A 26,316-nucleotide genomic window follows, 5' to 3' on the forward strand; every position below is an offset into this window, starting at 1 on the left:
GGAAGCCCCGTGCGGCTTGAAGAATAGTCCTAGCAGAACAAAAGAAAGTCTTGTTATTTTGCCTATTAATTGTATGTAAATGTCGAATGCTCACCTATGATAACACAGGTGATTCATTTAGACTACGGAATATATATAATAATGCAGAATTTTGAGAGCCCATGCTATTCTTAGAAATATTTTCTTCTTTTTTCCATCATATACAGACAAAAAAGCCCTAAATTCGACACTGTTCGAGAAGTCGCTCTTTTAGCGAGCTTCTCAATACGATCGAATATATAGGGCTTTTTTCGTAAGGTAGAACTTATTAAACTTCGACTATCCTTTGTTTATCGTAAATGGTTTCATTATTCCGTTATTCGGAAGCATTGTTTTGGTAGAATCAGCCAGGAGTGCGCCGATAGCTACGGTATCCCCCACCTTTAGACCTAGTACTTCGAGAGCAATTGCAAACTCGACCACTTCAGTAGTGGATACATATTTTTTGCTCGTTTTTAACGAATCGATCTTTTTCCATGACCAATCGCTTCCCGAACCTGAATACGCATATAAGGTACCGTTCTCCAGCAGAAATTCCGCTCCGCTCTCCGTCAGCTTCGTGGATTTGTAGCCCGTTTTTGAACTATTGTCCGTATCGAAATATACTTGAACCTTGCTGGACAAATCACTACCCTGCAATAGAACATTCAGATTCGAATCCGATTGAACAGCTTTCAATGATTTAGGATTTGCTTCGCCAGTCATAAACTCCGGCACAGCGTTCCAATCGGTCGTTTCCCCATTAATAACGATCGCTGTCTTAGCCGGCTCAGGCGTAGGCGTTGAAATTACAGTTGGTACAGGTGTTGGCACAGGTGTCGGACTTGGTGTCGCGACGACTGTTGGTACCGGAGTAAGAGTTGGCGTTGGACTCGGTGTCGGGCTCGGTGCCTGCGTCGGTGCTGGCGTAGGCGAAGACCCATTCAGCCCTTTCCCTGTCCATAAACTAATCGATGCCAATTCCTTATCCGATGGCAGCTTATCAGACTTAGAATCATTCCACACGTATCCAGCTGAAATCGTGGCTGCCTGTGTCATTCCAATATCCGCCAAAGCAATCGATACTTCAATAACCGTATTGGTTTTCACAAATTTCTTCAGCTTCGCATAATCCTTCACCATACTCCAAGACCAGCTCGTACCGTCCGAACCGCTGTACTTATATAGCACACCGTTCTCTATTAGATATTCCGCTCCGCTTGCTGTCCAGTAAGGAACTTGGAACCCTGTCGCTTTATTATTATCCGTATTAATGAAGAATTGACCCTTCTGCTCTAACAAACTGCCGTATACGAACAGTTGAAGCTCCGTATTCGACATTACCGCTTTGAAGTTCTGTGCATTGGACAAGCCTTCATTGAGCACCGGAATCGAGTTCCAATCTGTCAAATCGCCGTCAATCGTAATGGCTGGAATCTGATCCTTGTCAGGGACCGTAACAACCGGAGCGCTATCCGGTACAGACGGAACTTCTATAACAGGGTCTGTTGGTACTGGAAGCATGAACTCGCTGGCTCCAATATCAACACTCGCACCTTGCAGGCGCACAGTATTATGGAAATCAGACAATCCATTAAGATTGGACTCCGTCAATCCTTTATTAATTGCAGGAGAATTGCTGTTCAATAGTGCGTCACCATTCTTATCCGTTAGAGAAGGATCGGAGAAGATCGAGTGTTCATCATGGCCGGTCGCTTTCTTATAAGCATCCCATGTGGAATAAGAAGCGCCTTGCCATCTCCATGTCACCGCGTCCGACAAGCCTCCGGGGCGATACATGAGATTATAATCAATGATATTGCCAGAACCGCTTGTGTTCGACTTGTAAATAAAAGCTTTCTGTGGCGTGCTGTAAATAAGATTGTTTATAATTTTATTGTTTTTATTATTCCACTGAAGCGTAATTTCACCATATCCTTGATTCAACGTATCGTTCTCGATGAGCGTGTTATTAGAGATAATATTATCCGATGCTCCGCCATTTGATGAGCTAGATCCGCCCATAATAATTCCCGCACCATAGTTATGATGCACATAATTATTCCGAACAATGATTTTATTCGTCAGCTTCCCCTGGTTCTCGCTTGCCAGCTCGATGCCAAAGTCATTATTGAATACGAGATTCCGCTCAATAACCACTCCCGTACCGCCGTCAACGTAGATGCCGCCTGCAGCATGCACACCTTTATAAGCGGGGTTTGTTGAAGAGTCAATATTGTATACGACATTGTCAGACACGGTTCCGTTTCGTGCTTGGTCGGTACAAAGCCCCGAGCATGCTCCATAAAAACCAGCTATATCGATTCCGATATTATTATTATCGTGAATGGTATTGTTGTCGACGGAGAAACCATTAATGTTTCCGCTTAACGTTACAGATTCACTGTAGCCCGTAATAAGATGATGAACCTCGTTGCCGCTTATTTTAATATTGCTCATCTCCACGCTTGAGCTTCCGTAGAAATGAATGCCGTGTGCGTTGCCGCTGGACGACTTATTAGCGATATCGTGAACATTGTTATTTAATATATAAATGTTCTGACTGCCCTCACGTGCCCTGATACCTGCTGGAGTGATCGAACTGCTCGTTGTCGTTAAATTCCGCAGCTCAAACCCATCAATTATGATGTAGCTGGCATTCACGATATGAATCAGCGCATTTTTCCCGCTTGCTGGTGTCATCCCCGATGCATCGATAATAGGCTTCTCACCAGGATGGGCCTGAAAGGTGATGAATCCTCCCTCTTTCGAGCCCTTAGCCGTAATCGTTACAAATTCCTTATATATGCCGCCGCGAACGTAAACCGTGTCACCTGCCAATACGGTATTCGCTGCTTTCTGAATCGTTTTCCATGGTGCTTCCTTCGTTCCCAAGCTGCTATCGCTGCCTGTTGTTGCAACGTAATAAATATTCCCTCCGGAAGCTGCCTCGACACGCGACCCAGATACCAACGGAAAGGACTCTACCACTACCATAATGATTAGAAATACCAGAAAAAACAACTTCACATACTTCAGGCCGGCAATGCGTTGTGTGTCTAGCTTCATAGTAGAATCAGCATCCTCTCTAGCCAATATTTCATTACGTATCCAGCAAACCCATTCCTTAGCCGTTCTCAGGTTCTTATATAGATTATACCAAACGAATATGGCATTCTCATGAGTTAAATAGCCTGACAAAAAGACACATTTTATAAGAATGTTGATACCATAGTCATATTTTTCGACAAAAGCTTACAATTAATCACTTTATTCGCTTCAATTCTGATGTGTAAATCATTTTTTGTAGAATTATGTATGCAGACTTATTCTCCATGCTATATCCCTGTACCTTTAAAGTATAAAAATTATTTTCAAGCAACGACAAAAAAATACTAGAATAGACGCATTCGGTCACATATCCGCAAATTTTATATTTTTTTGAAGTAAAGCAAGCGCATATGGTAAAATGTGTCCGTAGCCTTTTTGCAAGCAATGGGAACACTTAAGCTATAACGCATGATCATTCCGCTATATTGGAGCCGCATATGTTAATGACTATGGATACCCCTATTTCTCAGTATATTATTTTTGTCGTTATTTCCGGCGTTCTTAACGTGCTGCTTGCCATATATGCTTACTACAACAAGAATAAGTTCACAGGCATGAAAACATTTATGTGGTCAACGATTCTATCCGCGGTATACACATTTGCTTTCGCCTTCGAACTTGCAAGCCAATCGCTTAACGAGATAAGGTTCTGGCTGAATATTGAATATCTCGGCATGCCATTCATTTCACCCTTAAGCTTGCTGCTCATTATGCATTATGTCGGCATCGATAAATTCAATTCATTTAAGAAATCATGGATCTTCTTTATTATCCCGTTTATTACCTTGATCATGGTCACCACGAATGATTACCATCATTTGTTCTACAAAGCGTTGTATCTTCACCCTAATACGGATACGCCAATGGTCGATGTCGTACCTGGCCTATGGTATTACGTACATGGAAGCTATACCTCGGGCTCGATGTTTGCCAGCTTGTTCATCTTGTACCGTTATTGGCGGAAGACGAAGTCAATCTACCGTAAGCAAATGATTACGTTAGCCATTGGTATAGCACTCCCTATGCTCGGGGCACTGTCCTACGTGCTAGGCATTACGCCACTCGGAATGGATCCTGTTCCAATCTTAATGTGCATCACGTCTACCTTATATGTTACTTCCATATTCTCAACTTCACTGCTTACTGTTGCCCCTATTGCGCGTGAGCATATCTTTGAGAGCATGCGGGACGGGGTGTTGGTGCTTAATTTGGAAAACCAAATTATGGACTTTAACGGAGCCGCCGCCAAAATCATTCCCGCCTTAACTCCTGAAACGATCGGCCAGCGGCTTGATCATATCTGGAAGCGCGGTGCGGATACAGGAGCCTTTTCTACAGGTGCGGATGACACTCTTGATCATGAGGAAGAATTGAAATGGGTACGTGGAGGGGAAACTTTCTACTATAGAATAAGATCCTCAAAACTACTCAAGCCGAATGGCCAATTGGCTGGTAGAACCATCGTTATGATTGATGTGACGGAGCATACGCTGCTGCATCACAAACTTCGCCATCTAGCGGAGATTGATGGTCTTACTTCTATATATAACCGCACCTTCTTCATGGAGAAAAGCAGGGAGATGCTGGCTGCTACCCATCAGAACCAAACTCCACTTTGTTTTATATTGCTTGATATCGATCATTTCAAACAGATTAATGACCGTTATGGGCATAGCGTCGGTGATTTCGCACTGAAACATGTCGTTATGATCTGTCAGCAGTTTCTGCCAGACCGCTGTTTGTTTGGTCGGTACGGTGGCGAAGAGTTTGCCATCAGCTTGCCTAATACAACGCTCGCGCAAGCCGGTCAAGCTGCAGAGTTGCTGCGATCAGCTATTGCTGGCAACCCTCTCTACAGTGCTGCCAAATCCATTACCATTACCGCAAGCTTCGGCGTCACGCAAGCTCGTACCGCCGATATACCGCTTGAAGCTTTGCTGAGCGAAGCAGATATTGCGCTATATCGTTCAAAAAATAGCGGTAGAAATGCTGTTCATTTGTCCAATAACGGAACCATTCATGCCTTTCAAGAAAACTAACCATACCAGCAGGGAAGAGACAGGTGAGAGTAACTTATGCTTAAAGCAGCTAACCTGCGCGACAAATTACGTTTTCGACCTAGCCCGCCGCAGGTTATGACCTTTGGCTTTATCCTGCTTATACTCGTTGGAGCACAGCTCTTGTCGCGACCGATCTCCTACACGAATGACACCTCTATCTCTTACCTGGATGCGTTGTTCATGTCAGCGAGTGCGACCTGCGTTACAGGCCTTACCGTACTTAACACGGGCACACATTTCTCCACATTCGGACAGGTTGTCATTATCCTCTTAGCTCAGATTGGCGGACTGGGCTTTATGACGATGGCAACCTTATTTGCTCTCCTGTTTCGCAAACGGATATCGTTCCGTGAGCGGCTCGTGCTCCAGGAGTCCATGAACTATGGCTCAACCGAGGGTATCGTACGCATGATACGTAAAGTACTGTTATATGCCCTTGTTATCGAGCTGTCCGGTGCCATACTGCTGAGCGCCTATTTCATGCTGGAGATGCCGGTTGGTCGTGCCATTTACTTCGGTATATTTCACAGCATTTCATTTTTCAACAACGCAGGATTCGACTTGTTCTCCCAGTTCCCAGAACGTGCCAGCAGCCTCATTCATTACGTAGAGGATCCGTTCGTCAACATCGTATCGATGCTGCTGATCTTTTTCGGGGGAATCGGATTCATTGTCATTTCCGAGCTTGTGACGTATCCCAAGAACAGAAAGTTCAGCCTTCACAGTAAGGTCGTTTTGTCCGTTACCGGCATGCTTACTGCCATTGGGGCGATTGTCATATTTGCACTCGAATTTTCGAACCCGCATACACTGCAGCCCTTGTCGGCTGCCGGCAAATTTCTCGGTGCTATGTTCCAATCGGTTACAGCGCGCTCAGCAGGGCTTAGTACGGTAGATCCCAGCATGCTTCGGGAGGTTACTCAATTCTTCCTTATTCTGCTCATGTTCATCGGGGCAGGACCTGGCTCGACAGGCGGCGGGATTCGTGTCACGACCTTTGCCATTCTCATTGGCGCGATTATAGCGATGATGCGCGGCAAAGATGATGTCGTGCTGTTCCGCTACCGTATCGCCAAGCAGCAAATCCATCAAGCGATCATGTTCACTATGATTGCTTTCTCGATCATTTGTGGAGCGACGATGCTGCTGTCCATCACGGAAACGGGTTCATTCCTGGCTATTTTGTTTGAGGCTACCTCCGCTTACTGTACGGTCGGCATGTCAGCAGGATTAACCAACCATCTGAGCGATATCGGCAAAATCATCATCATTTTACTCATGTTTGTCGGACGCCTCGGTCCTGTTACACTAGCATTCGCGCTCAATACACGTTCCAAAAAAGAACTCTATCGCTTTCCCGAAGGGAAGATTACGATCGGATAGCTCAGGTTTGCATCTACATTCCTGCCAGTGATACGATTAAGATCAGCCACTCATTCGTATGATTAAAGGAGCTTCCATACCTATGCCACTACATATAGATCGCCATACAGATCAATCAAACACGGCCGAACAAAAAGCTGCCCGTCGCGTGCTCATTGTCACCGCTGTCGATGCTGAACGGGAAGCTGTGCTCCGCGGATTGGATGGCTTGCAGGGCGTCGATGTTATCGCTGCCGGAGTTGGTTCAGCGGCGGCAGCAGCGGGAACAGCAGCAGCACTCGCCTCTGCACCATCGACGTATCACTTCGTCATAAGCGCTGGTATAGGCGGCGGCTTCGTAGATAGAGCAGCCATTGCCTCGCTTGTCATTGCCAATCTCATTATTGCTGCCGATCTAGGTGCAGAATCGCCTGACGGCTTCCTAAGTCTAGACGAGCTGGGCTTCGGATCTGCACGAATCACTCCGAATTCAGATTGGAACAACCAACTATTTGATGCCATACATCATACAGGACTAACGGTATGCCAAGGCGCGATTCTGACCGTTACGACAGCAACTGGGACAGCTGAAACGGCAACCGCCCTTAAAGGGCGAATCAGCGGCGCGGCGGCTGAAGGCATGGAAGGACATGGCGTAGCCGTCGCAGCGGCTAGCCTCGGCATTCCAGTCACCGAAATTCGCGCTATATCCAATGCCGTTGGACCACGCGACCGCGCAGCTTGGCGAATTGGAGATGCCTTGTCTTCGCTGGAAGCAGCAATCAAAGCCATACGGGAGGTACTATCATGAATATTGCATTCTCACCTTGTCCGAACGATACCTTTGTCTTCCATGCATGGGCGCACGGATTAATTCAAGACGCACCTGAACTGGATGTTACTTACGCCGATATAGACATTACGAACAACTGGGCAGCCAAATCCAAAGGCCCTGAGGTTATGAAAATCTCTTATGCAGCTTTGCCATGGGTGCTCTCTGAATATAAACTGCTGCCTTGCGGCGGCGCACTCGGACGCGGCTGCGGCCCCCTTGTCTTAACGAACAGCTTGGAGGGAGACAAGGCCAGTCCCGCTTCACTAGCAGGCAAACGAATTGCTGTACCTAGTGAACGCTCTACAGCTTACCTTCTCTTCCGCTTATGGGCGGCTGAGCACATACCCGGCGGAGCCGGTGAGATTGTCGTTATGCCCTTTCACGAAATCATGCCTGCTGTCCGCGACGGCAGCATCGACGCAGGGCTCGTTATCCATGAAGCGCGCTTCACCTATCCAAGCTATGGACTAAGTATGCTCGTTGATCTAGGAAGCTGGTGGGAATCGAATACGGGCCTGCCAATCCCGCTCGGTGCCATTATTGCCAAGCGTTCAATGGATACAGATGCGATTACAGACTGGATTCGTTCATCGGTTCGATACGCATGGGCCCACCCGGAGGAATCGAAGAACTACATCATGATGCATGCGCAAGAGCTCTCACCTGATGTCGCACAAGCGCATATCGATTTGTACGTCAATGAGTTTACGGCTGATCTGGGCGACGATGGGTATGCAGCTATTACCGCACTGCTCGGACGAGCTGCAGAAGAAGGGCTTGTGCCGGCTTTCGATTTATCGCTGCTAAGATAACGAGGTAGTGAAAATAGAGACGTTCGGTGAACCCACATGCCGAGCAGCTTCGCACTTAAAAAAGAGAAACGGCTGAACAGGCGAGTAGCCTGACAGCCGTTTCTCTTTTGCATGTATTACGTCAACAACCTTCATAAACCTCACCTACACATTGTGCTCATTACGAGCTATTCGACTACCTTAAGCGAGCCAAACGAATCTTCATTCGTACTGGCGGTTTCGTCTGTTTCTACATAGTGCTTCAATGCATACAGCTTATTGTCCCAATAGCGCTCATAATAAGAGAGCCAACGCTTCAGCTCCTGCAGAGGCTCCGGATTAAGGCGATAACGTGTTTCCCGTCCTACCTTCCTGCCTGTTACAAGCTCGGCTTCAGCCAATACACGCAGATGCTTCGAAACCGCTGTTCGGCTCATCGTGAATGTCCGCTGATGGCTGTCAAATGAAAGAAACTAGTCTACCTACTGTACTAACTGATCCAAATCCGGCTGCAATTTGTTCCGTAAAACATACAGCATGATGGCACCAACAAGGAACGCGACGGTGTCCGCAATGACGAGCGACCAGACCACCCCATGAAAGCCGTTCAACTGATTAGCAATATATAAGACAGGAATCAAAGTAGCTCCTTGAATGACGGACATAATAAACGCGGCGGTTCCTTGCGCTGTTGCTTGAAAAATCCCCGTAAACAGCGAGGTCATTCCTGTAATAAACAACGATAAGAAAGTCACATGCAAAATGTAGCTGCCCATTTCAATTAATTGCGGGTCGTTCGTAAATAAACCAATTAAGTGGTCGGAAATCAGATAGACGATAATACCAAACACGACCGCTAACGCCCCAATCGCTTTAATCGTGAATCCAATGGTTTGCTTCATGCGTAATTTATTCGCTGTGAAAGAGAAGGCAATTAACGGCACGACTCCCTCGCATAAGCCCATCAGAATAAACTCAGGAAATTGCATTAACCGAGATGAAATTCCAAACCCTGCTACGGCCTGATCCCCATATTCGACAAGAAAGTGGTTAAGGATGAGCGACATGGCACCCAAGAAGATACTCATCACAAAGACAGGAACTCCGATTTTGAATACATTGCTCATAATGACCCTGGTTGCCTTGAACCATTTTGCGGATACGGTTAGGAATTGGCTCTTATATCTAATATGGAAGGCGTAGTACGCACTCGCAACCAAGTTAGAAATAACCGTAGCAGAAGCAACACCGATTACATCCCAATGGAAAACAAAGATGACTAGCGCATCGAGAACTATATTTACAACCACACTAAGAATCATACCAATCATCGACGTAATTGCTGCACCTTCCGAGCGTACGATATTCTCTAATGTAAAAAATAATATGACGAATGGAGAACCAATGAGCATAATCATCACATAGTCCTTGGTGAATCCAATAGATTCAGGCGTTGCCCCCAGGCCATGAACGATTAGATCAATCAACGGGAGTCCAACGGCTATCACGATAAGACCGAGAACTAAACTACTGTAAAAAGCGAATGAAGACACATGCTTTAGGTCATCATATTTCTTCTCTCCCAGCAATCGAGAGATGAATGTGCCGCTGCCCATACCGATCAAGTTGCCTAGCGCCATAATCACCGCGAATAACGGCAAGGTTAGTGCGAGTGCAGTTAACATGGCGGTATTGCCCAGTGTGCCAATGAAGAAAGCGTTCAAGATGGAATAAATGACAGTCATCGACGTGCCTAACATCATTGGTATTGCGAAGTGAGCAACCGCTTTTGCGACCGGTGCTTTTTCAAAGTAATGGAGGTTTTGTGCATCCATGTGGATCACTACTTTCGTTGTTTATTTTGTCCTTTAATCTAACACCGTTAGTTTGTGCCTTACAGTGTTAGATGATATCATGAGCCTATGAACCTGTAAAGCATAAACTTACACTGTTAGATAAAGGGCGGATATCGATGAAAAAAAAGCAGCCTCAAATTTCGGAGGATAAAATTCTGGAAGCCTCATGGCAGCTCCTTGGCGAGGAGGGTATCGAGAAATTCAGTATGAGACGATTGGCCGATCGGCTGGGGATTCAGGCACCCTCTTTGTATTGGTACTTCAAGAGCAAGCAAAATCTCTATCAGCGTCTTGCCAACCAGGTATCGAAAGTGATTTTGGAGGAGTTTCATTCAGAGGGGAACTGGGAGGAGCAACTGACAGAGCTTGCGGTAACGATGAGGAGTGTGCTCTCTCGGTACCCCTGCTCTACACAGCTCATGATGATGACATTGCCTCACGAACCGGACATCATTCGATTCACCAACCGTTTGCTGCTCTGTATGGAATCGACACCACTTGAACAAGAGCGGAAATTGCAAGCCGTTCTTACGCTTGTGAACTTTGTCTTCTACTTCGTTCTCGACCATTATCAGCATCAGCGCATTTTGTCTACTATCTCTGAGGACCAGGCTGAACATCAACAAGAGGAGCTCCACCATCTGCTTAACTCCATGAGCGAAACAGATGCAGGACTGTTCCGAGGGATGTACAAGAAAGGACTGTTCGAGTTAATGGGGACAGATAGAGCGTTTGAGTTCGGATTGAAGCTGATTCTGCTCGGGGTTGAGCAGGTGATCAAAGAGCAGGAGGGTAGTATATAAATGGTTATTTGATTTATAATCAGTTGCTTGTCTTTTACAATTCACTAAAGGATAAGTCTGGTCATCGGTTTATGCAGTATGGTTAGATGTGAACAAAAAACAACACGTAGTGTAGAGCACGCTACGTGTTGTACCATTGTTATATGGCGTTTACCTTCAGTAGAATTCTTCCCCGTCCATGTCTTGCTTCGCTTTTCTCCAGTGCTTTAACCGCTTGGCTTAACGGGAATATAGAATCAATCTCTGCTTTAATCGTACCTTCGGCAATTAATTCCGTTAAGATCTGCATGTCCTCGCGGGTAGGGAATTTAGTATTGAATTTAGCTGTAACGCCATGCTTATGAGCGTTCTCTTGGGAAGGTGCCTGAGTCAATGAGACGAGGATTCCGCCTTTCTTCAGAACGGACCAGGATCGAGTCTCCGTTTCACCACCGACGGAATCGACGACCAAATCCACTGCTTTTGCAACCTCTTCAAATTTTGTCGTTGTATAATCGATAACTTGATCCGCACCCAACGACTTAACGAAGTCCACGTTAGCGGTTGAAGCCGTGGCAATCACGGTTGCTCCTTTCCACTTGGCCAACTGGACGGCAAACTGTCCAACGCCGCCTGCTGCCGCATGAAGGAGAACGGTTTGCCCAGACTGCAGTTCACCTTCAGTGAACAATGCTTTCCAAGCGGTTTCCGCTCCTGCTCTAATCGTTGCCGCATCTTCAAAGGTGAGACCTACAGGCATCATCATTAAATCTTTGGCTTTTGCAGTTCCATATTCAGCGTAAGCTCCTCTGATACTACCGAAAATGCGATCACCAGGCTTGAACTCCGTTACACCTTGCCCAACCTCTTCAACAACTCCTGAAGCGTAAAAACCCGGGATGTAGGGCATTGTTACAGGAAAAACATTTTGAAGCCACCCGTTTCGAATTTTATAGTCAAGCGGAATGACCGTAGTATACGCGATGCGAACAAGCACTTCATCCGTTTCCGGTTGAGGGCAATTAACGGATTCTACCTTTAAAACATTTGGACCACCATATTCATTAACCAGAATGGCTTGCATCGTCTTTATCGACATTTTTATCTCTCCCTTATCTTTTATCATTTTTTTAATTGAATCGTTAGCTTTCTAAAGAAGCTGCTATTTTTTGTGCCAGAGCTATAAACTGTTTTTTTTCTTCATCATTGAGAGCTTTCGTTGTCATCTCTTCCAGCTTGCTCCAAGCCTGAGTCACTCTGGGTTCAACTTCACGTCCCGTTTGAGTGAGCGATACGATGGTTACGCGCTTATCTTCCTGGGAGCGGCTGCAAGTGACCAGCCCCGCATCTTCCAAACGACGAACGGATTTAGCTATAGTCGAGTGATCCAGGCGTAGCGATCTTGAAAGACTATTCTGTGACTGACTGTCCCGGTGCCATAGCTGCATTAGCACGAGTTCCTGCCCTGGGTATAGGCCTGCTTCTCGAAGCAACTGTCCTGCATGTCTATGATGTGAACGAGCCATGCTGAATACCGAGAAGCTTACGGGGAAATCCGTTACTGCACCGATTTCATTATCGATGGCTTCGTTATTGCTGTTTTTCTTCAATCGCTTTAGCCCTTCTTTCGATTATGTGGTCGTCAACATACTTGATAAAATTCAAGATACCATTTAAATATGTTGCCGTCAACATAAATTAATGCAATGAACCATGGAGCAGCTTGCGATCCGGCAACTGCTCTATTTTTCATTAGTCTGAGGAATAGTTCATGTTATAGAAGGAATTCACACACCTCTCACGAATAAGGAAATATATTCTAAATATAACTGGATGAATGAATTATATAGAGAAGAGGTGCAAGTAATGAGTGAATTTACGTACGGCAATATTGTTCGAACAGTTGATAAAACAAAGCTTGTCGAGCACTTACCTAAAGATACCCCCACTCTTAAACTGAGTGAGGATTGGTTTGCATTCTTTACACCAGAAGACGGAGAGTTTGTGTCTCCGAAGCTACTTAAGACGTTATCCTCACATTGTCCGATCTTATATTTTTCCAACTTGGAGGATCATGGCTGGAGTTTTGAAATCTTATATGAGGGAGAGGTCTTGTCGAGCCTTCAAGTGATGTATGAATTTATGGACGATGACGATGAAAAAAATGAATTGCTGGATGAATATGAGAAGGCTTATGACTTCGTTTTGGATGAATACATCCAACAAAATCCTAGTGCCGAGGCCTTTAGGGTTTTCGAACTTACAAATGAACAAATAAAATCCATTGAAGAGCTATTGGCTGGTAATCTCACGTTCGATGATGAGGATTTTGTTGCAGTTGAGACGTTTAAGGAGCTGCTTGGTATCCAAGAGATGAGTTGGATCCGATATGATCGTACAGATGGTCGAGAAGAAATAGATTACATTTAGCCCTGCAAATTAGCAGAAGATGCTAAGTTTTATTTTATGAAAGTGAAATTCACGATTTAGTCTTCCCGACTTTGCTCCGGCAATGGATAATATTCTACTCTTGGAATAATTACTTTTCGCATCGGCCTAAAAAGGAGTATGAGATGAAGTATTTTATGACCGATATTCATGGAGATTATGATGGATGTCGGAGATAGATTTCTACCGAATTCCTAAGAAAGTGCTTTTAAGCGCTACGTGTAACAAGCCAGTCGTGCATGGACATACACCAGTTGAACGAATTTATTTTGATGGCGCTCGACTTAATGGAGATATGGGTTCAAATACTTATGTCATTATTGAGGAACGGGGAGTCGGTCTTGTTAATCTAACAACAATGGAATATTACGTATATAAACAGACCAGTAAAATAATCGAACAGCGAAAGATTGGCCTTATCCATGCGATATGACATTTCGACTACAATACTACACCTACACAAAAAGGCGATTACAAAGGCGCTTCCCGCCACTCTGTAATCGCCTTTTCTATTGTGTTACCCGGTATTACTCCAAATTGGCATGATTGCCATACATGGCAATGCCGCTCAATTCATGCTGTTCCATGAGCTTCAATATGACTGAATCACAGACAAGCAGCAGCATCTGCTCAAATAATGAGCCCATCGGCTGAACCGTAGAGGCCTCATGATCTGCTTGCTCCTTCGGTGCGCCTGGCAGCTTGACGACAAAATCCGCCAACAAGCCAATCGTCGACCCTGGCAGCAACGTCAGTGCCCCTACCCTAGCTCCAAGACCACGAGCCTTCTCCGCCATCGGAACCAGCGATCTCGTCTCGCCGGAACCTGAACCGATAAGCAGCAGATCCTCTTTGCCCAAGCTGCGGGTTACCGTCTCGCCGACGACATATACATCGAGACCCATATGCATGAGGCGCATCGCGAACGCGCGCATCATCAGCCCTGAGCGGCCTGCTCCGGCAACAAATACCCTGCCTGCGGAGCTTACCGCTTCGGCCAAATGCCCGAGTTCATCCTCATCAAGCTGATTTGCAGCTTGCTGCAGCTCATTCAGAATCACAGTTACACTAGCAAGGCTGGACCTCATCCGCTTACCCTTGTTTGATCAATTGCTGCATCTCGGAAGCAACTGCACGCATATCTGCTTGGCCGGTAATGCCGCCGCCTACGATAACAAGATCCGGGCCTGCTGCGATAACCTCTGGCAGCGTGCTCAGCTTGATCCCACCAGCAACGGCTACTTTGGCATTTTTTACAACCGATTTCAACGTACGAAGATCCTCGAAGGAATTCTGGCCTTCAGCCTGAAGATCATAGCCCGTATGAACGCATATATAATCGACGCCAAGCGCATCCACTTGTGCAGCACGCTCTGCTAGATTTTTCACAGCAATCATATCCACTAGAATTTGTTTGCCTTGCTTCTTAGCCTCTTCCACTGCGCCTGTGATGCTCGCATCCTCAGCTACGCCAAGAATCGTAACGATATCCGCTCCGGCTTCGGAAGCCTTCATAACCTCGTAGCCGCCTGCATCCATAATTTTCAGATCGGCAAGCACAGTCATATTCGGGAATGCCTCTTTTAATGCTTTTACCGCGTGCAGTCCTTCGTTAATGACGATCGGTGTACCAATCTCCACAACATCCACGTACGACTCCACTTGCTTCACAACCTCGATCGCACCCTGTATATCAACCAAATCCAACGCTAATTGTAATTTCATCTATTTATCGCTCCTCATCATTTTTTCTACCTGACAGCCTCTATAATAGACCCTCATAGTCAGAAAAAACAGTACGCACTTTTATGGAACGTAGTACCCATTCGGGTACTATGAGGAGTTGTTCACGCCTCCTCCATCGACTTGGCAAGTCTTTCTTGGTGCTGCTCACCCCACTGCGACATGACGTTCAGCAGCGCTTTCACCGACATGCCGTACTCGGTTAACGAGTACTCTACCTTCGGCGGTACCTGCACGAACACTTTGCGGTCAATGATTGCATCCTCTTCGAGCTCACGCAGCTGCTCCGTAAGCATCTTCTGTGTAATCGCCGGCATCTCCCGCTTCAGCTCCCCGAACCGATGTGTGCCTTCTGTCAGATGACATAGAATGACCGGTTTCCATTTCCCCCCGATAACTTTCAAGGTGAGCTCTACCGTTTCTTTAAAATGCTGATCTCCCAACACGAACGACTCCTTCCCTGTAGAAATGATACAATCCAGCTGCTAAGTTGCTATTTGGTTTACGTATGAAGTAGCATAATAATGACACCTAACGTACGTTATCCCTTGCCAAGCGTAAACGGCTAAAGCCGTTCTCTGGCGGCTATGCCTACGTTTCGCGTAGACGTATAGAGAAAGTATGAGTAAAATCACATGTTTTCCTATACGTTAAAAGAATAACATATCGATGTCGTATTACACGAATCATCTAACCTAAGCTCATAGAGGAGAGATCAACATGGAATTAAAAAATAAATCCGCTATTATTACTGGTGCTGGAAAAGGCATAGGCAAAGCAATTGCAATCGCATTAGCAGCCGAAGGCGTTAACCTCGGCCTTGTCGCTCGTACAAGCTCTGACCTCGAATCGCTACAAGCGTTGCTTACCCGCACCTACGGTGTAAAAGTTTATCTTGCACCCGCTAATATAGCCGTCAAAGCAGAGGTTGATCAAGCCGTTGCCGCTCTTAAAGAAGATCTAGGCTCCATCGATATTCTAATTAACAATGCCGGAATCGGAACGTTCGGCACGCTGCTGGATATGGATCATGAGCAATGGGAACGTATTATTCAAACGAACGTGCTTGGCACCTACTACGTGACGCGTGCCGCTCTCCCAACGATGCTTGCGCAAAGCAGCGGAAGCATCATTAATATCGCTTCTACAGCAGGCGAGCGCGGCTTCGCAACCGGTTCTGCCTATTGTGCCTCCAAATTCGCTGTACTTGGCATGACAGAGGCGCTTATGCAGGAGGTTCGCAAGTCGAACATTCGTGTTACCGCTCTTACGCCTAGCACAGTCAACACGGAGCTGGCTACGAACGCTGGTCTCAAGATTGGTGACGAGGACCGCATGATGCAAGCCGAGGATATGGCTGAGCTTGTACTCGCGGCGCTCAAGCTGCCTGACCGCGTCTTTATTAAATCAGCTGGCATCTGGACCACGAATCCGCAATAAGCACAGCTATGAAAAAGCCCCGCGCCTACTAAAGGTATCGGGGTTTTCCGTCTATTCATCCCTTCATCTTCAGGAAGCAGCATTGCTGCTTCCACTAATTCGAGGAGGTCTCTATACCATGCCTATTCAAGACATTCCTTTCTCCATCTTAGACTTGGCGCCAATCGTTGCGGGCGGCACACCGGCACAATCCTTCCGACATACACTGGACTTAGCCCAGCATGCCGAGCAATGGGGCTACAAACGCTATTGGGTAGCCGAGCATCACAATATGCCGGGTATCGCAAGCTCAGCAACCTCCGTCGTTATCGGATATATTGCTGCAGGCACGCAATCGATCCGCGTCGGTTCAGGCGGCATCATGCTGCCGAACCACGCACCGCTCATGATCGCTGAACAATTCGGCACACTCGAATCGATGTACCCTGGCCGAATTGATCTCGGCCTCGGAAGAGCGCCGGGCTCTGATCAGGTTGCCGCCCGTGCGCTGCGGCGCGGGCTTGGCTCAGGCGGGGAGGATTTCCCGGAGCAACTGAACGAGCTTCGCTATTACTTCAACCCGACCGAGGAAGGCCGCGGCGTCATGCCTAGAGCGATTCCAGGCGAAGGGCTGGACGTGCCGATATGGCTGCTTGGCTCCAGCGGCTTCAGCGCTCAGCTTGCTGGACATCATGGACTCCCGTTCGCATTCGCCAGCCATTTCGCACCGGACTTCCTTCTTCCTGCGCTCAAGCTGTATCACGATAATTTCCGTCCCTCAAACGTACTCGATAAGCCATATGCGATGGCTGGACTTAACGTGATTGTCGCTGATTCCGATGAAGCTGCTGCTTACCTCGCCACCTCACAAGAGCAGGCTTTCCTCAACCTCATTCGTGGACGAATGGGGCAGTTGAATCCGCCTGTCGATACGATGGACGGGCTTTGGACGGAGCAGGAGAAAATGATGGTACGCAAGCAGCTAAGCTTCACAATTGCTGGTTCGAAGGCAACGGTCAAAGCCAAGCTGAACACGATTATCGACCAGACAAGCGTTGACGAGTTGATTGTCGTCAGCCAAATTCACGATCATGCCGCTCGTCTCCGCTCCTTCGAATTGCTCGCTGAGCTGATCAACGAGGACCGCGCCTAATTCGGTTATTATAGCTATTCTTGAATGTGTGAAGCAGAAGCTGCAGCCTTATCGCTGCGTCTTCTGCTTTTTTGGTACTCCGTGGGTAGATATGAGCGTATTCACTCATACTAAGATAAGCCTTTTTAGGAGTGGATACCCATCAAGCAACTAATCGCTATATACACCGAGGATCTGCGCGGCATTGTGCGCAACAGCGCTGCTGCCATCATCATTATCGGACTCGCGTTTCTGCCGTCTTTGTATGCTTGGTTCAATATTAAAGCTTCTTGGGACCCGTACGGCCAGACAAGCTCGCTCGCTATCGCAGTTGTCAACAACGATGAAGGCGCTGAGCTGCGCGGCACGACGATTAAGATCGGGGACGAGATCATAACATCCCTCAAGGAGAATAGAAAAATCGGCTGGGTTTTTGTAGAAAACAAACAGGCGATAGATGGTGTGAAGCATGGGGATTATTACGCCAGCATCACGATCCCTGCCGACTTCTCCGCCAGAATGGCTACGGTACTGTCCGACAATTTGCAGCAGGCAGAGCTCGATTATGCCGTCAATGAGAAAATAAATGCGGTTGCGCCCAAAATCGCCCAAAAGGGAGCCAGCGGCATTATTGAAGAGGTTCGTGCCAGCTTTGTTAAAACAGCGAATGAAACGATATTCCGCGTCTTCAACCAGATTGGCGTCGAGCTAGAAGCTAATCAGCCCGCTATTGAGCAGGTGAGAAGCACCGTTTTCAAGCTGGAAGCGCTCATTCCACAAATAAATAAAGCAGTTGCACTGGCATCCAGCGATATAGAGAAGTCCAAAAAAATCGTATACAACATCCAGGCTGAGATGACTAAGGCTGCCCAGCTTGCCAAAGATGGCGAAGCCTTCACGAAGCAGCTGGGATCGTTTTTTGATCAAAGCTCGGCAGCACTCGATAACGCCGGCCCGCTTGTTAAACAGGATTTGCAACTGCTTCTGGAGGCAGCCGAGGCGACGGCTCAGCTCACGACTCTTCTACAAGACGAAACGCTAGATCCCGCCATTGTCCAATCGACGCTCGCGCTGGCTGAGAGACGACTCTCCAGCGCCGTTCGCGTCACGGATGGGATGGTCAAGCTGCTGGAGAGCTTGAATGATCTAACCAACAATAAGCTCTTGGCTGATGCAATTGGGAGGCTGAAGCCAGTAAGCGGCCAGTTCCAACAGCAGCTGGAGCTAGTGCAGCATATCCTTGCCGCCGCTGAGAAAGGTGAACAACCAGCACAGACATTGATTGATCACCTGAATACCCTGTCGAATAACGCGGCGGAGGCTCTCAACGATGTGCTCAGCCGCTATGATAGCGAGCTGCTGCCGCGCATCAAACAAGCGGCAGAGCAAGCAACGAAAGCTGCATCGACTGCTCAGTCCATACTCACCGAAGCGAGCAATGCCATACCCGGAGCCATCAGCATCGTGAACGATGCGGCGAAGGGACTTTCGATCGGCGGCCGCGAGCTCGCAAAAATACAAGCAAGCCTGCCCGAGACCGAGCAGCGGATCAAAGCTTTCGCTCAGCGCATCCGCGAGCTTGAGAAAGAGGGCAATCTCGATGAGCTGGTTGACCTGCTCAAAAACGACGCGGAGCGCGAAAGTGCTTTTTTCGCTGAGCCTGTTGTATTGAAGGAAAACCGATTGTATCCGATTCCGAATTATGGATCAGCTATGTCGCCATTTTTCACAACGCTGTCCTTATGGGTAGGCGCATTGCTGCTCGTTTCACTGCTCTCTGTCGACGTTCATTCAAAAGGAAATGACTACCTAAGCTATCAAATCTATTTGGGACGTTATCTGACGTTTCTGACTATCGCCATCGTACAATCGCTGCTCGTTACGCTTGGTGATATATGGCTGCTGAAAGCGTATGTAGCTGACCCGATATGGTTCGTACTATTCGGCATTTTGCTCAGCACCTTGTTCATGCTTATTGTGTATACGCTCGTATCTGTCTTTGGCAATGTAGGCAAAGCGATGGCTATCGTGCTGCTCGTCCTCCAGCTTGCAGGCTCAGGCGGCACATTCCCGATTCAAGTCACACCGCCGTTTTTCCAAGCGATTCATCCGTTCCTGCCGTTCACCTATGCCATCAGTATGATGAGAGAAGCTGTGGGCGGCATTCTATGGGATATTGTGGTTCGGGATCTAATTGCACTCGCGGTCTTTGCTGCTGCAGCACTGCTGCTAGGTCTAGCTCTGAAAAAATGGCTCAATCGCTACATCTTCAAAATGATGGAAAAAGCGAAGCAAAGCAAAATCATTCATTAGATCTTTATTTGACTCGCTGACCCTTTCCATGAATAATATGAATAGGATACAGGCATAAAATGGCTAGGAGGTTAAGATATGTCCAGTGTTTCGCGCATCATGGAGTTTAACAAGCAATTCGTTGAAGAAAAACAGTATGAGGCTTATCTGACTGACAAATTTCCAGATAAGAAGGTAGCTGTCTTAACATGCATGGATACGCGGCTCGTAGAGCTTCTGCCCAAAGCATTAAATTTCAAAAACGGCGATGCTAAGTTTATTAAAAATGCGGGCGCTATTCTAACACAGCCATTCGGCAGTGCTATGCGCAGCATTCTTGTCGCTGTCTATGAACTCGGCGCACGCGAAGTATTGGTTATCGGCCATCACGGCTGCGGCATGACCAATCTCGATGCACAAGGTATGGTAAGCAAGTTTATCGAGCATGGCATCGACCCGCTCGCTCTAGAAACATTAGAGAACTCTGGCATTCGCATGGAAAAGTTCCTACGGGGCTTCGAGAACCCACAGGATGGCGTCATAAGCAGCGTCAAGCTTATTCGCAAGCATCCGTTGTTTCCGAAAGACATACCTGTCCATGGGCTTATCATCGATCCCGAGACAGGCGCACTAGAGGTGCTTGTTGAGGATTACCGCGGCGAATAACTGTAGCCCATATATCATATAAAAAACGTACAAGCCCCGTTTTTTCGCGGAGCTTGTACGTTTTTTATAATTTCGAGATTCTTATTTAATTGCGATATAAATATCAATCTCAGCGCTCTCAGGATGGAAGGTCCGCGTATCATAGAGCTCGAAATCACCCGTATAAGTACGCTCCAGTGAAGCATTCTCGAAGTAAGCCCAAATTTCTCCCCATGCCTTCGCTACGACATCATAGACCGGGCCCTTCCTCGTCTTGAATACGATATACTTCGCTTCGGGAACCATAGCTTGCTCCAAAACTATGGGCTCCGTAGCTTGTTCCAACACCAGAGGCTCTTGAAACCGCTCCTCCGTTTGTCCACCCGCATACTCATGCCCGATTAAAGTCGTATAAGCACCGCTTGCATCACTTTCGTAATCCGTGTAAAGCGCGTAGATCAAATGACTGTTCTGTACCTGTACTTTCTCGGCAATGCCGCTGCTGAAATAGGATTGCCATAACCCGGCAAGCTTACCGCTTGGACCTGTTTCTGCTTCATTAGTGGTACGAACTGCTGCTCCTATCAGAGAAAATGCTGGTTTGACTATGAAAGACTCATTCATCTGTTATTCCCCATTTCGTTATTCTTGCCTTAGTATAACGAGGGAAACTGGACAGCAGTCTGTCTTAGTTCTCATAGCTTGCAATAATTTGATAAGCACGACGAACGATCTCCTCTGCGACATACGAAGGCTGCTCTACCTTCACTTGATTGCCGTAGCTTAGCACCATGCCATACAACCACTCATCTACCGTCAAATTTCCCGCAACACGCAATGTACCGTCACCTTGCAAAGTTACCATATCCGGGTGAAAGGAATCGCGTACGCGGTAGCCCACTTCAGACCGGAACAGCAGTGTCACCTCTGCGAGTGTTTGGCCAGGCCATTCCGAATCCCATGTATAGCTGTCTAAGGCTGGAGCCTCGCGACGCTCGAACCGCTGCTCAAGCCGCTTAAGCTTCTGTACACGGGACAGGCGAAATACACGGAATTGTTCACGCAGCATGCAATAAGCATGTAAATACCACACGTTCCCCTTCAGAATCAACGCGTATGGCTCAACCGCCCTTTCTGATTCCGAGCCGTTCATGTTCATATAGCTGAACTGTGCGAGGCTCTTTTCTTCTATTGCTTGCCTGAATACATTAACCTTTTCACGCGCTGCGGGCCCTTGTCCCCACGGATTAAGATCGAAGACGAGGCTATTTGAGCCATGGCCGTCCTGAGACTTGTCCGACTTATGCAGCAGCGCCTCAACTTTATTCTGCAAGCCGACATAGAACTTATCGTCCATGGCGGTTCCAAGCCCCTTCACAACAGCGATAATAGACGAGATTTCGGAGAGTGACAGATACTGACGCGAAATAGTGTACTGCTCCATGATTTCAAAGCCGCCCGCCGTGCCTTGATGGGCAAATATCGGAATTCCCGCTTGGCTAAGCGTATCCATGTCCCGATAAATCGTTTTTGTAGATACCTCAAAACGCTCTGCAAGCTCCTTGGCGCTAATGCGTCCACGATTCAGCAGCAACACAGTCATCGCTAATAAACGATCGATTTTCAGAACCAGTTCCTTCTTTCCCGCTGCAGGTTTTTACATAAATCTGATCTCGGCAATCAGCCCGCTCTCTACAAAGCCGATATTCTTGTACACTTTATTAGCCTTTTTTGCATCTGCGTACAGCATCGGTTCACGGTTTTCGTCTTCTAGAACCGAGCAAAGCCCAGCTACCACCGCACTGGCATAGCCGTTCTTCCGCAGAACCGGAGGGGTATAAACGAGATTAATTCGTCCATGCCGGGGCGACCTATGGGCAATATTGGCCATCGCGACCGGAAGCTCGTCAACAGCCCAGAAGTATAAATCACCCCTCATGACCATACCCTCAGCAGCAGGGAGCTGGCTTGCAGGAATAACGGACGCTCCATAAACGTCCTCCGTGAAGCCTGCCATAAATTCAGCAACAAGCTCCACATGCTGAGGCGTTGCCCGAATCAGCTGTCCCTTCACCTTAACAGGCTTAATGACCTTGGGGCAAGAATAGGTTTGCTTCTTCATGTACGCATGGTGCTCAAGCGCATTTATTTCTGAATATAGATTAGCGAACTGCTCAGCAGTAGATGGGGAGCCGCATATGCCTGGCAAATCCGTCCCTTGATGGTGCGCGATGAGCTCCTTCATGAGCTGCAGTCTATACTCATCCGTGACATCCTCCGAAAGCCAAAGCCATGCATTATGACCCGGCGAGCCCGCAAATAGCATTCGACCATCAGGCGTTTTGAGCTTAGTAGCCCCTTCAATCGCTGTTATGAAATGAATTAATTGGTATTGCAGCTCATCCCGCAGGAATGGAAACTGATTTAGCACAACATCATCTGCTTGTAATTTCTCCAGCATAAGCTCCCTCCTCCTGCTCACGGTTGAAGCCTTTTGTCGCTATGTGAGCAGTCTCATTGTATTCGTCTACAACCTTTACCCATAATGAGAGCAGCCGTAACAAATTCGGGATTCATCCACATAGCGGCCTTAGCCAAAATCCTCATTCGTCAAATCTGTATTCGCGCCAATCGCCGCTTTGCTCCCTTCTCCTGCTGCTACGATTAGCTGTGCAGGCACAATAATAGAACAATCGCCGGCTGCATACACGCCTTTGACACTCGTTCTGCCATAGTCGTCTGTTATGAAGCCGCCCGAAGGCCTCATCGCACAGCCTAGCGTTTCCCCGAACGAAGCAGCCTGATTCCATGACGGTGTGACGAAGCCGCCCATACGCTTGACCTCCTCGTCATTCTCGAACACGATTCGCTCCAGCTTCCCGTTCTTACCTTGAAGTGCTTTAATGCGCTGCGGTGCCACTTGAATACCCCGTTGCCCAAGCATAGCCGCCTGCTGCATAGTCAAATTGTTCGCCCCGTTCATGCATACGAGCACGTCCTTGCTCCAGTTATAGACGATTTTGGCCAAATGAAACAGGTTAGAGCCTTCTGATATAACTATCAGCGGCTGATCGCGCAGTTCCCATCCGTCGCAATAGGGGCAGCTAAAAATACTTGTACCATAACATGGCTCGAGGCCCGCTATGCGTGGCAGCGTTTCCTTCAGCCCCGCAGCCAATATTACTGTACGCGCTTCATATAAAACGCCGTTGCTCGTCATCACCTGAAATCCGTTACCGGCGGCCTGAGGCCTAATTTCAATGACCTTATCCGGTTTAATCGTCACTGTCGGATAGTTCACAATATCTGCATGCGCCAGCTTGCGCAGATCACGCGGCTCAATACCGTCGCGCGTAATAAACCCGTGAGATTGACGGGTAACCGCATTTCTGGGCTTATTGTTGTCGAATACAATAACATGTCTTCGCGATCTGCCCAGCACTAGCGCAGCGTTCAAGCCCGCAGGTCCTCCGCCAATAATGGCACAATCCAGCCTCAAATGATCCGCTCCCCCTTCTCGTCAATCCATGTACGGATTTAACCAAAGTTCGCTTATCCTTATTCATAGAGACAGAGGTGCATGCCTATGATTTATAACATTGTGAAAAATACCTGAAATCTTGTCGAAATAGAGGTAATTTATACCATTTTAATAGTACATTTTGGCAAGTCATGCTAAGATAAAAGAACTACACTAGAAGCTCGGATCACGCATGATTACACTAGTTCATTACACAAGCTATCCACCTTAGGAGGGGTAATACTTGGCCAACAGTCCATTACAGAAGAAGCCGACTTCTTCCCGCGAATCTATCAAATCAACACCAGGCCAACCCTCTGTCACTTCAGATCGCGCACCTAGTTCCCCTGCTGCTCCTTCCAACGTGCTGCAACTGCAGCGTGCGGCAGGAAATCGCGCTGCACAAGCCAGCGTCAAGCAGCTTCAGAACGACGGAGCTGCAGCTGCAGGCGGCTCCCAAGCGGTCGCAAGCTGGCTGAAAGCAGAGGCTGCAAAGGATAAAAAAACAGAGCTATTCAGTTTCTATGAGTCATTAAGCCCGATGCAGCAGAAGATGGTTACGCATCTCTGTTCAGGCGGGACAGGCTCTTCCTCATTAGCCAAAGCGAAGAAGCATATTACGGGCTTCACTGGGCGCAGCGTTGACTGGGACAAGTTCTCGACGATCATCCGTACGGTCAAAGGAAAAAATGCGAAAAACTACAATGAGGACACCGATCGGGACTATGTAACCTACGCGACAACAGCAGCAGCAGCCTCAGTAGGCGCATCGAGCTCGACTGCAGCAGGTGTGAGCACATCTCAGGATTTGATTACAGGCGCAGCCAACGAAGGCGCTCTTGGAGCCGTTAAAGATATCGGGCCAGCAGCCGCTATGCTTAGCGGAGTGACCGCAGGCATGCAGATTTACAATGCAACGCAGAACCATGACGAATCATTAAGCACGCATGACAAAGCACAAAACATCGGAGCAGAAGGCTTTGCCGGTACTGCCGATCTTGCACGTTTCAGCGCACAAAGTGTCGTGAATACACAAACATACATGGGCGCTGCTGTCAGCACCGCAGCTACTGCAGCAGCTGGTGCTGCCGGCGTAGTCGGTGGAGCAGCCTATCTTGCTGGTGGCGTTGCCGGCGTCTATACGCATGGCAAACGGGAGAAAAACCTCAAGAACTTGGAGAAAGAAGCAGAAGGCAAAGATGCCGAGCTTAACCTAGCAGCCAACATTGGCGGCAGCACACAAGCCATTAACAAAAAGAAAAGCGCAGCTACCGCGCTGAAAGGCGCAGCCATGATCGTCGGCGGTGGTCTGCTGCTCGCAAGCGCGGCTACACCTGTCGGCTGGCTGTTGCTTGGCGTTGCTGGAGCCATCGGCGGTATTGCAGCCATCTATAAATTTTATAAAAAACGTACGCGCAAAGAAGAAATCGTTGATCGCTTCCTTGGTGTCGACAAGAAAGTGGCTGAGCTCCAAGCTGCCGATCCGAAAGCGAAGCCAGATAAATCAGCACTCCGCAATGGACTGCTGCAGCAGAACGGCTTCAACTCCGTCGGCCAATGCTATAGCCAGATTATTACCGATCTTGCACATACAATCTACAAAAAAGGCGTACTCGATTCCGATCCGCAGTACGTCACCTTGCTTAATAACATTGGCCTCAAGCCAGACGGCAAGAAAAAAACGCCAAAGGTCGACCTTATCGCGAAGAAGCTTCACACTTAGACCGCTTAGGGGGTACGTATGACAATCGATTCAAAGGGGCCAAACCGACTGCTTCAATTGCTCGAGGCCGATTACAGCGCCGAAGGCTTCCAAACCGGATGGACAGAGCCATCAGTCGAAGATCCGTTTCGTTCACTTATCGTCTTGTTTGACGGTGTTGGGGAGGACTCGCGGGACATACAGCTAGAGCTTTGTTTCCTTACCGATATGGAAGATGCAGAGGCTGCAGGTATTTGTATTCTGCAAGCATTCGTTACCATTACCGAAGACGTGTCATCCGAGTTTTATGAGCAGCTGCTGCTTCTCATAGTCAAGCTGAATACTGTATTGCCTTTGGGCGCATTTGGATTATTCGCCGACACTGGCGTCGTGTACTTCAAGCACAACTCACTCCTCCTGCTCAGCAACGAGGATTCATCCAATGTCAAAGCGATTGACACACAGAACGGACTGATTCTTCATCTCCACCAGCTGTACATGGAAGCGTTGCTTCGCGTATCAGCCGGACATGAATCCGCTGAGCAGACGCTTGAGAACCTGCTGCTATAGCCTGCAAGAACAATCTGCCTCCAGCGCGTC

General features: G+C 47.7%; 24 protein-coding genes and 1 pseudogene. 13 read left to right on the forward strand and 12 right to left on the reverse strand.

Going from position 1 to position 26,316, the window contains the following annotated elements; translation table 11 throughout:
• Positions 1 to 318: 318 nt before the first annotated feature.
• A complete protein-coding gene (locus tag FGT79_RS16330; protein WP_138753880.1) occupies positions 319 to 3,087 on the reverse strand; it encodes a right-handed parallel beta-helix repeat-containing protein in 2,769 nt (922 codons plus the stop codon).
• A 485-nt stretch (positions 3,088 to 3,572) separates the two neighbouring features.
• Between FGT79_RS16330 and FGT79_RS16335 the strand changes: the two genes are divergently transcribed.
• The 4 genes from FGT79_RS16335 to FGT79_RS16350 all read left to right on the forward strand — a co-directional run bounded on the left by FGT79_RS16335 (position 3,573) and on the right by FGT79_RS16350 (position 8,198).
• Positions 3,573 to 5,168 carry a histidine kinase N-terminal 7TM domain-containing diguanylate cyclase gene (locus FGT79_RS16335; RefSeq protein ID WP_171056279.1) on the forward strand — a complete coding sequence of 532 codons (1,596 nt, stop codon included), beginning with the start codon at positions 3,573 to 3,575 and terminating at the stop codon, positions 5,166 to 5,168.
• A gap of 36 nt (positions 5,169 to 5,204) precedes the next feature.
• Entirely contained in the window at positions 5,205 to 6,572 is a 1,368-nt protein-coding gene (locus FGT79_RS16340) for a TrkH family potassium uptake protein (RefSeq protein WP_138753882.1), read from the forward strand.
• Positions 6,573 to 6,654: 82 nt separating this feature from the next.
• Positions 6,655 to 7,362 carry a futalosine hydrolase gene (locus FGT79_RS16345; RefSeq protein ID WP_138753883.1) on the forward strand — a complete coding sequence of 236 codons (708 nt, stop codon included), beginning with the start codon at positions 6,655 to 6,657 and terminating at the stop codon, positions 7,360 to 7,362.
• Positions 7,359 to 8,198, forward strand: coding sequence for a 1,4-dihydroxy-6-naphtoate synthase (locus FGT79_RS16350; RefSeq protein ID WP_138753884.1), 840 nt, complete (start codon positions 7,359 to 7,361; stop codon positions 8,196 to 8,198). The genes FGT79_RS16345 and FGT79_RS16350 overlap by 4 nt, the downstream gene beginning before the upstream one ends.
• Positions 8,199 to 8,365: 167 nt before the next feature.
• On the opposite strand, the pseudogene FGT79_RS16355 reads toward FGT79_RS16350, so the two are convergent.
• Together FGT79_RS16355 and FGT79_RS16360 are read right to left on the reverse strand one after the other, a co-directional pair.
• Positions 8,366 to 8,620: pseudogene (locus tag FGT79_RS16355) on the reverse strand (ArsR/SmtB family transcription factor); the annotation flags it as partial.
• Positions 8,621 to 8,659: 39 nt separating this feature from the next.
• Positions 8,660 to 10,012: an MATE family efflux transporter gene (locus tag FGT79_RS16360; protein ID WP_138753886.1), complete on the reverse strand. Its 1,353-nt coding sequence runs from the start codon at positions 10,010 to 10,012 to the stop codon at positions 8,660 to 8,662.
• Between the two features lie 137 nt (positions 10,013 to 10,149).
• Here FGT79_RS16360 and FGT79_RS16365 point away from each other — a divergent pair, with 137 nt between their 5' ends.
• A complete protein-coding gene (locus FGT79_RS16365; RefSeq protein WP_138753887.1) occupies positions 10,150 to 10,836 on the forward strand; it encodes a TetR/AcrR family transcriptional regulator in 687 nt (228 codons plus the stop codon).
• A gap of 139 nt (positions 10,837 to 10,975) precedes the next feature.
• Here FGT79_RS16365 and FGT79_RS16370 read toward each other — a convergent pair whose 3' ends face one another.
• Complete coding sequence (locus FGT79_RS16370; protein WP_138753888.1) at positions 10,976 to 11,914, reverse strand: NADP-dependent oxidoreductase; 939 nt, start codon at positions 11,912 to 11,914, stop codon at positions 10,976 to 10,978.
• Positions 11,915 to 11,957: 43 nt separating this feature from the next.
• Complete coding sequence (locus FGT79_RS16375; protein WP_246096463.1) at positions 11,958 to 12,425, reverse strand: MarR family winged helix-turn-helix transcriptional regulator; 468 nt, start codon at positions 12,423 to 12,425, stop codon at positions 11,958 to 11,960.
• Positions 12,426 to 12,681: 256 nt separating this feature from the next.
• Here FGT79_RS16375 and FGT79_RS16380 point away from each other — a divergent pair, with 256 nt between their 5' ends.
• Together FGT79_RS16380 and FGT79_RS16385 are read left to right on the forward strand one after the other, a co-directional pair.
• Positions 12,682 to 13,245 (forward strand): hypothetical protein, encoded by a 564-nt coding sequence (locus tag FGT79_RS16380; protein ID WP_138753889.1) that lies wholly within the window; start codon positions 12,682 to 12,684, stop codon positions 13,243 to 13,245.
• A 184-nt stretch (positions 13,246 to 13,429) separates the two neighbouring features.
• Complete coding sequence (locus FGT79_RS16385; protein ID WP_138753890.1) at positions 13,430 to 13,696, forward strand: hypothetical protein; 267 nt, start codon at positions 13,430 to 13,432, stop codon at positions 13,694 to 13,696.
• A 94-nt stretch (positions 13,697 to 13,790) separates the two neighbouring features.
• On the opposite strand, the gene hxlB is transcribed toward FGT79_RS16385, so the two are convergent.
• The 3 genes from hxlB to FGT79_RS16400 all read right to left on the reverse strand — a co-directional run bounded on the left by hxlB (position 13,791) and on the right by FGT79_RS16400 (position 15,449).
• Positions 13,791 to 14,351, reverse strand: coding sequence for a 6-phospho-3-hexuloisomerase (gene hxlB, locus FGT79_RS16390; protein WP_138753891.1), 561 nt, complete (start codon positions 14,349 to 14,351; stop codon positions 13,791 to 13,793).
• Positions 14,352 to 14,355: 4 nt separating this feature from the next.
• On the reverse strand, positions 14,356 to 14,988 hold the full coding sequence (hxlA, locus tag FGT79_RS16395; protein ID WP_138753892.1) for a 3-hexulose-6-phosphate synthase: 633 nt from the start codon (positions 14,986 to 14,988) through the stop codon (positions 14,356 to 14,358).
• A gap of 122 nt (positions 14,989 to 15,110) precedes the next feature.
• Positions 15,111 to 15,449, reverse strand: a complete 339-nt coding sequence (locus FGT79_RS16400; protein ID WP_138753893.1) for a winged helix-turn-helix transcriptional regulator — start codon at positions 15,447 to 15,449, stop codon at positions 15,111 to 15,113.
• 277 nt (positions 15,450 to 15,726) lie between these two features.
• On the opposite strand from FGT79_RS16400, the gene FGT79_RS16405 reads away from it, so the two are divergent.
• The 4 genes from FGT79_RS16405 to FGT79_RS16420 all read left to right on the forward strand — a co-directional run bounded on the left by FGT79_RS16405 (position 15,727) and on the right by FGT79_RS16420 (position 20,515).
• Entirely contained in the window at positions 15,727 to 16,446 is a 720-nt protein-coding gene (locus tag FGT79_RS16405) for a 3-ketoacyl-ACP reductase (protein ID WP_138753894.1), read from the forward strand.
• A gap of 118 nt (positions 16,447 to 16,564) precedes the next feature.
• Positions 16,565 to 17,578: an LLM class flavin-dependent oxidoreductase gene (locus tag FGT79_RS16410; RefSeq protein WP_138753895.1), complete on the forward strand. Its 1,014-nt coding sequence runs from the start codon at positions 16,565 to 16,567 to the stop codon at positions 17,576 to 17,578.
• A gap of 174 nt (positions 17,579 to 17,752) precedes the next feature.
• The gene (locus FGT79_RS16415; protein WP_342778496.1) at positions 17,753 to 19,870 is read left to right on the forward strand and encodes a YhgE/Pip family protein; all 2,118 of its coding nucleotides are present in this window, start codon (positions 17,753 to 17,755) and stop codon (positions 19,868 to 19,870) included.
• Between the two features lie 78 nt (positions 19,871 to 19,948).
• A complete protein-coding gene (locus FGT79_RS16420) occupies positions 19,949 to 20,515 on the forward strand; it encodes a beta-class carbonic anhydrase (protein ID WP_138753897.1) in 567 nt (188 codons plus the stop codon).
• A gap of 81 nt (positions 20,516 to 20,596) precedes the next feature.
• Here FGT79_RS16420 and FGT79_RS16425 read toward each other — a convergent pair whose 3' ends face one another.
• From FGT79_RS16425 to FGT79_RS16440, 4 genes are all read right to left on the reverse strand, one after another.
• Positions 20,597 to 21,118, reverse strand: a complete 522-nt coding sequence (locus FGT79_RS16425) for a GyrI-like domain-containing protein (protein ID WP_138753898.1) — start codon at positions 21,116 to 21,118, stop codon at positions 20,597 to 20,599.
• 64 nt (positions 21,119 to 21,182) lie between these two features.
• Entirely contained in the window at positions 21,183 to 22,097 is a 915-nt protein-coding gene (locus FGT79_RS16430; protein WP_342778493.1) for a helix-turn-helix transcriptional regulator, read from the reverse strand.
• Positions 22,098 to 22,151: 54 nt separating this feature from the next.
• Positions 22,152 to 22,955: a GNAT family N-acetyltransferase gene (locus FGT79_RS16435; RefSeq protein WP_138753900.1), complete on the reverse strand. Its 804-nt coding sequence runs from the start codon at positions 22,953 to 22,955 to the stop codon at positions 22,152 to 22,154.
• Positions 22,956 to 23,084: 129 nt separating this feature from the next.
• Positions 23,085 to 23,993, reverse strand: coding sequence for an NAD(P)/FAD-dependent oxidoreductase (locus FGT79_RS16440; protein WP_138753901.1), 909 nt, complete (start codon positions 23,991 to 23,993; stop codon positions 23,085 to 23,087).
• Positions 23,994 to 24,258: 265 nt separating this feature from the next.
• Here FGT79_RS16440 and FGT79_RS16445 point away from each other — a divergent pair, with 265 nt between their 5' ends.
• Together FGT79_RS16445 and FGT79_RS16450 are read left to right on the forward strand one after the other, a co-directional pair.
• The gene (locus FGT79_RS16445; protein ID WP_138753902.1) at positions 24,259 to 25,737 is read left to right on the forward strand and encodes a hypothetical protein; all 1,479 of its coding nucleotides are present in this window, start codon (positions 24,259 to 24,261) and stop codon (positions 25,735 to 25,737) included.
• Positions 25,738 to 25,755: 18 nt separating this feature from the next.
• A complete protein-coding gene (locus FGT79_RS16450) occupies positions 25,756 to 26,286 on the forward strand; it encodes a hypothetical protein (RefSeq protein ID WP_138753903.1) in 531 nt (176 codons plus the stop codon).
• The last annotated feature ends 30 nt before the right edge of the window (positions 26,287 to 26,316 follow it).

The organism is Paenibacillus sinopodophylli, from assembly GCF_005930355.1.
Lineage (GTDB): Bacteria > Bacillota > Bacilli > Paenibacillales > Paenibacillaceae > Pristimantibacillus > Pristimantibacillus sinopodophylli.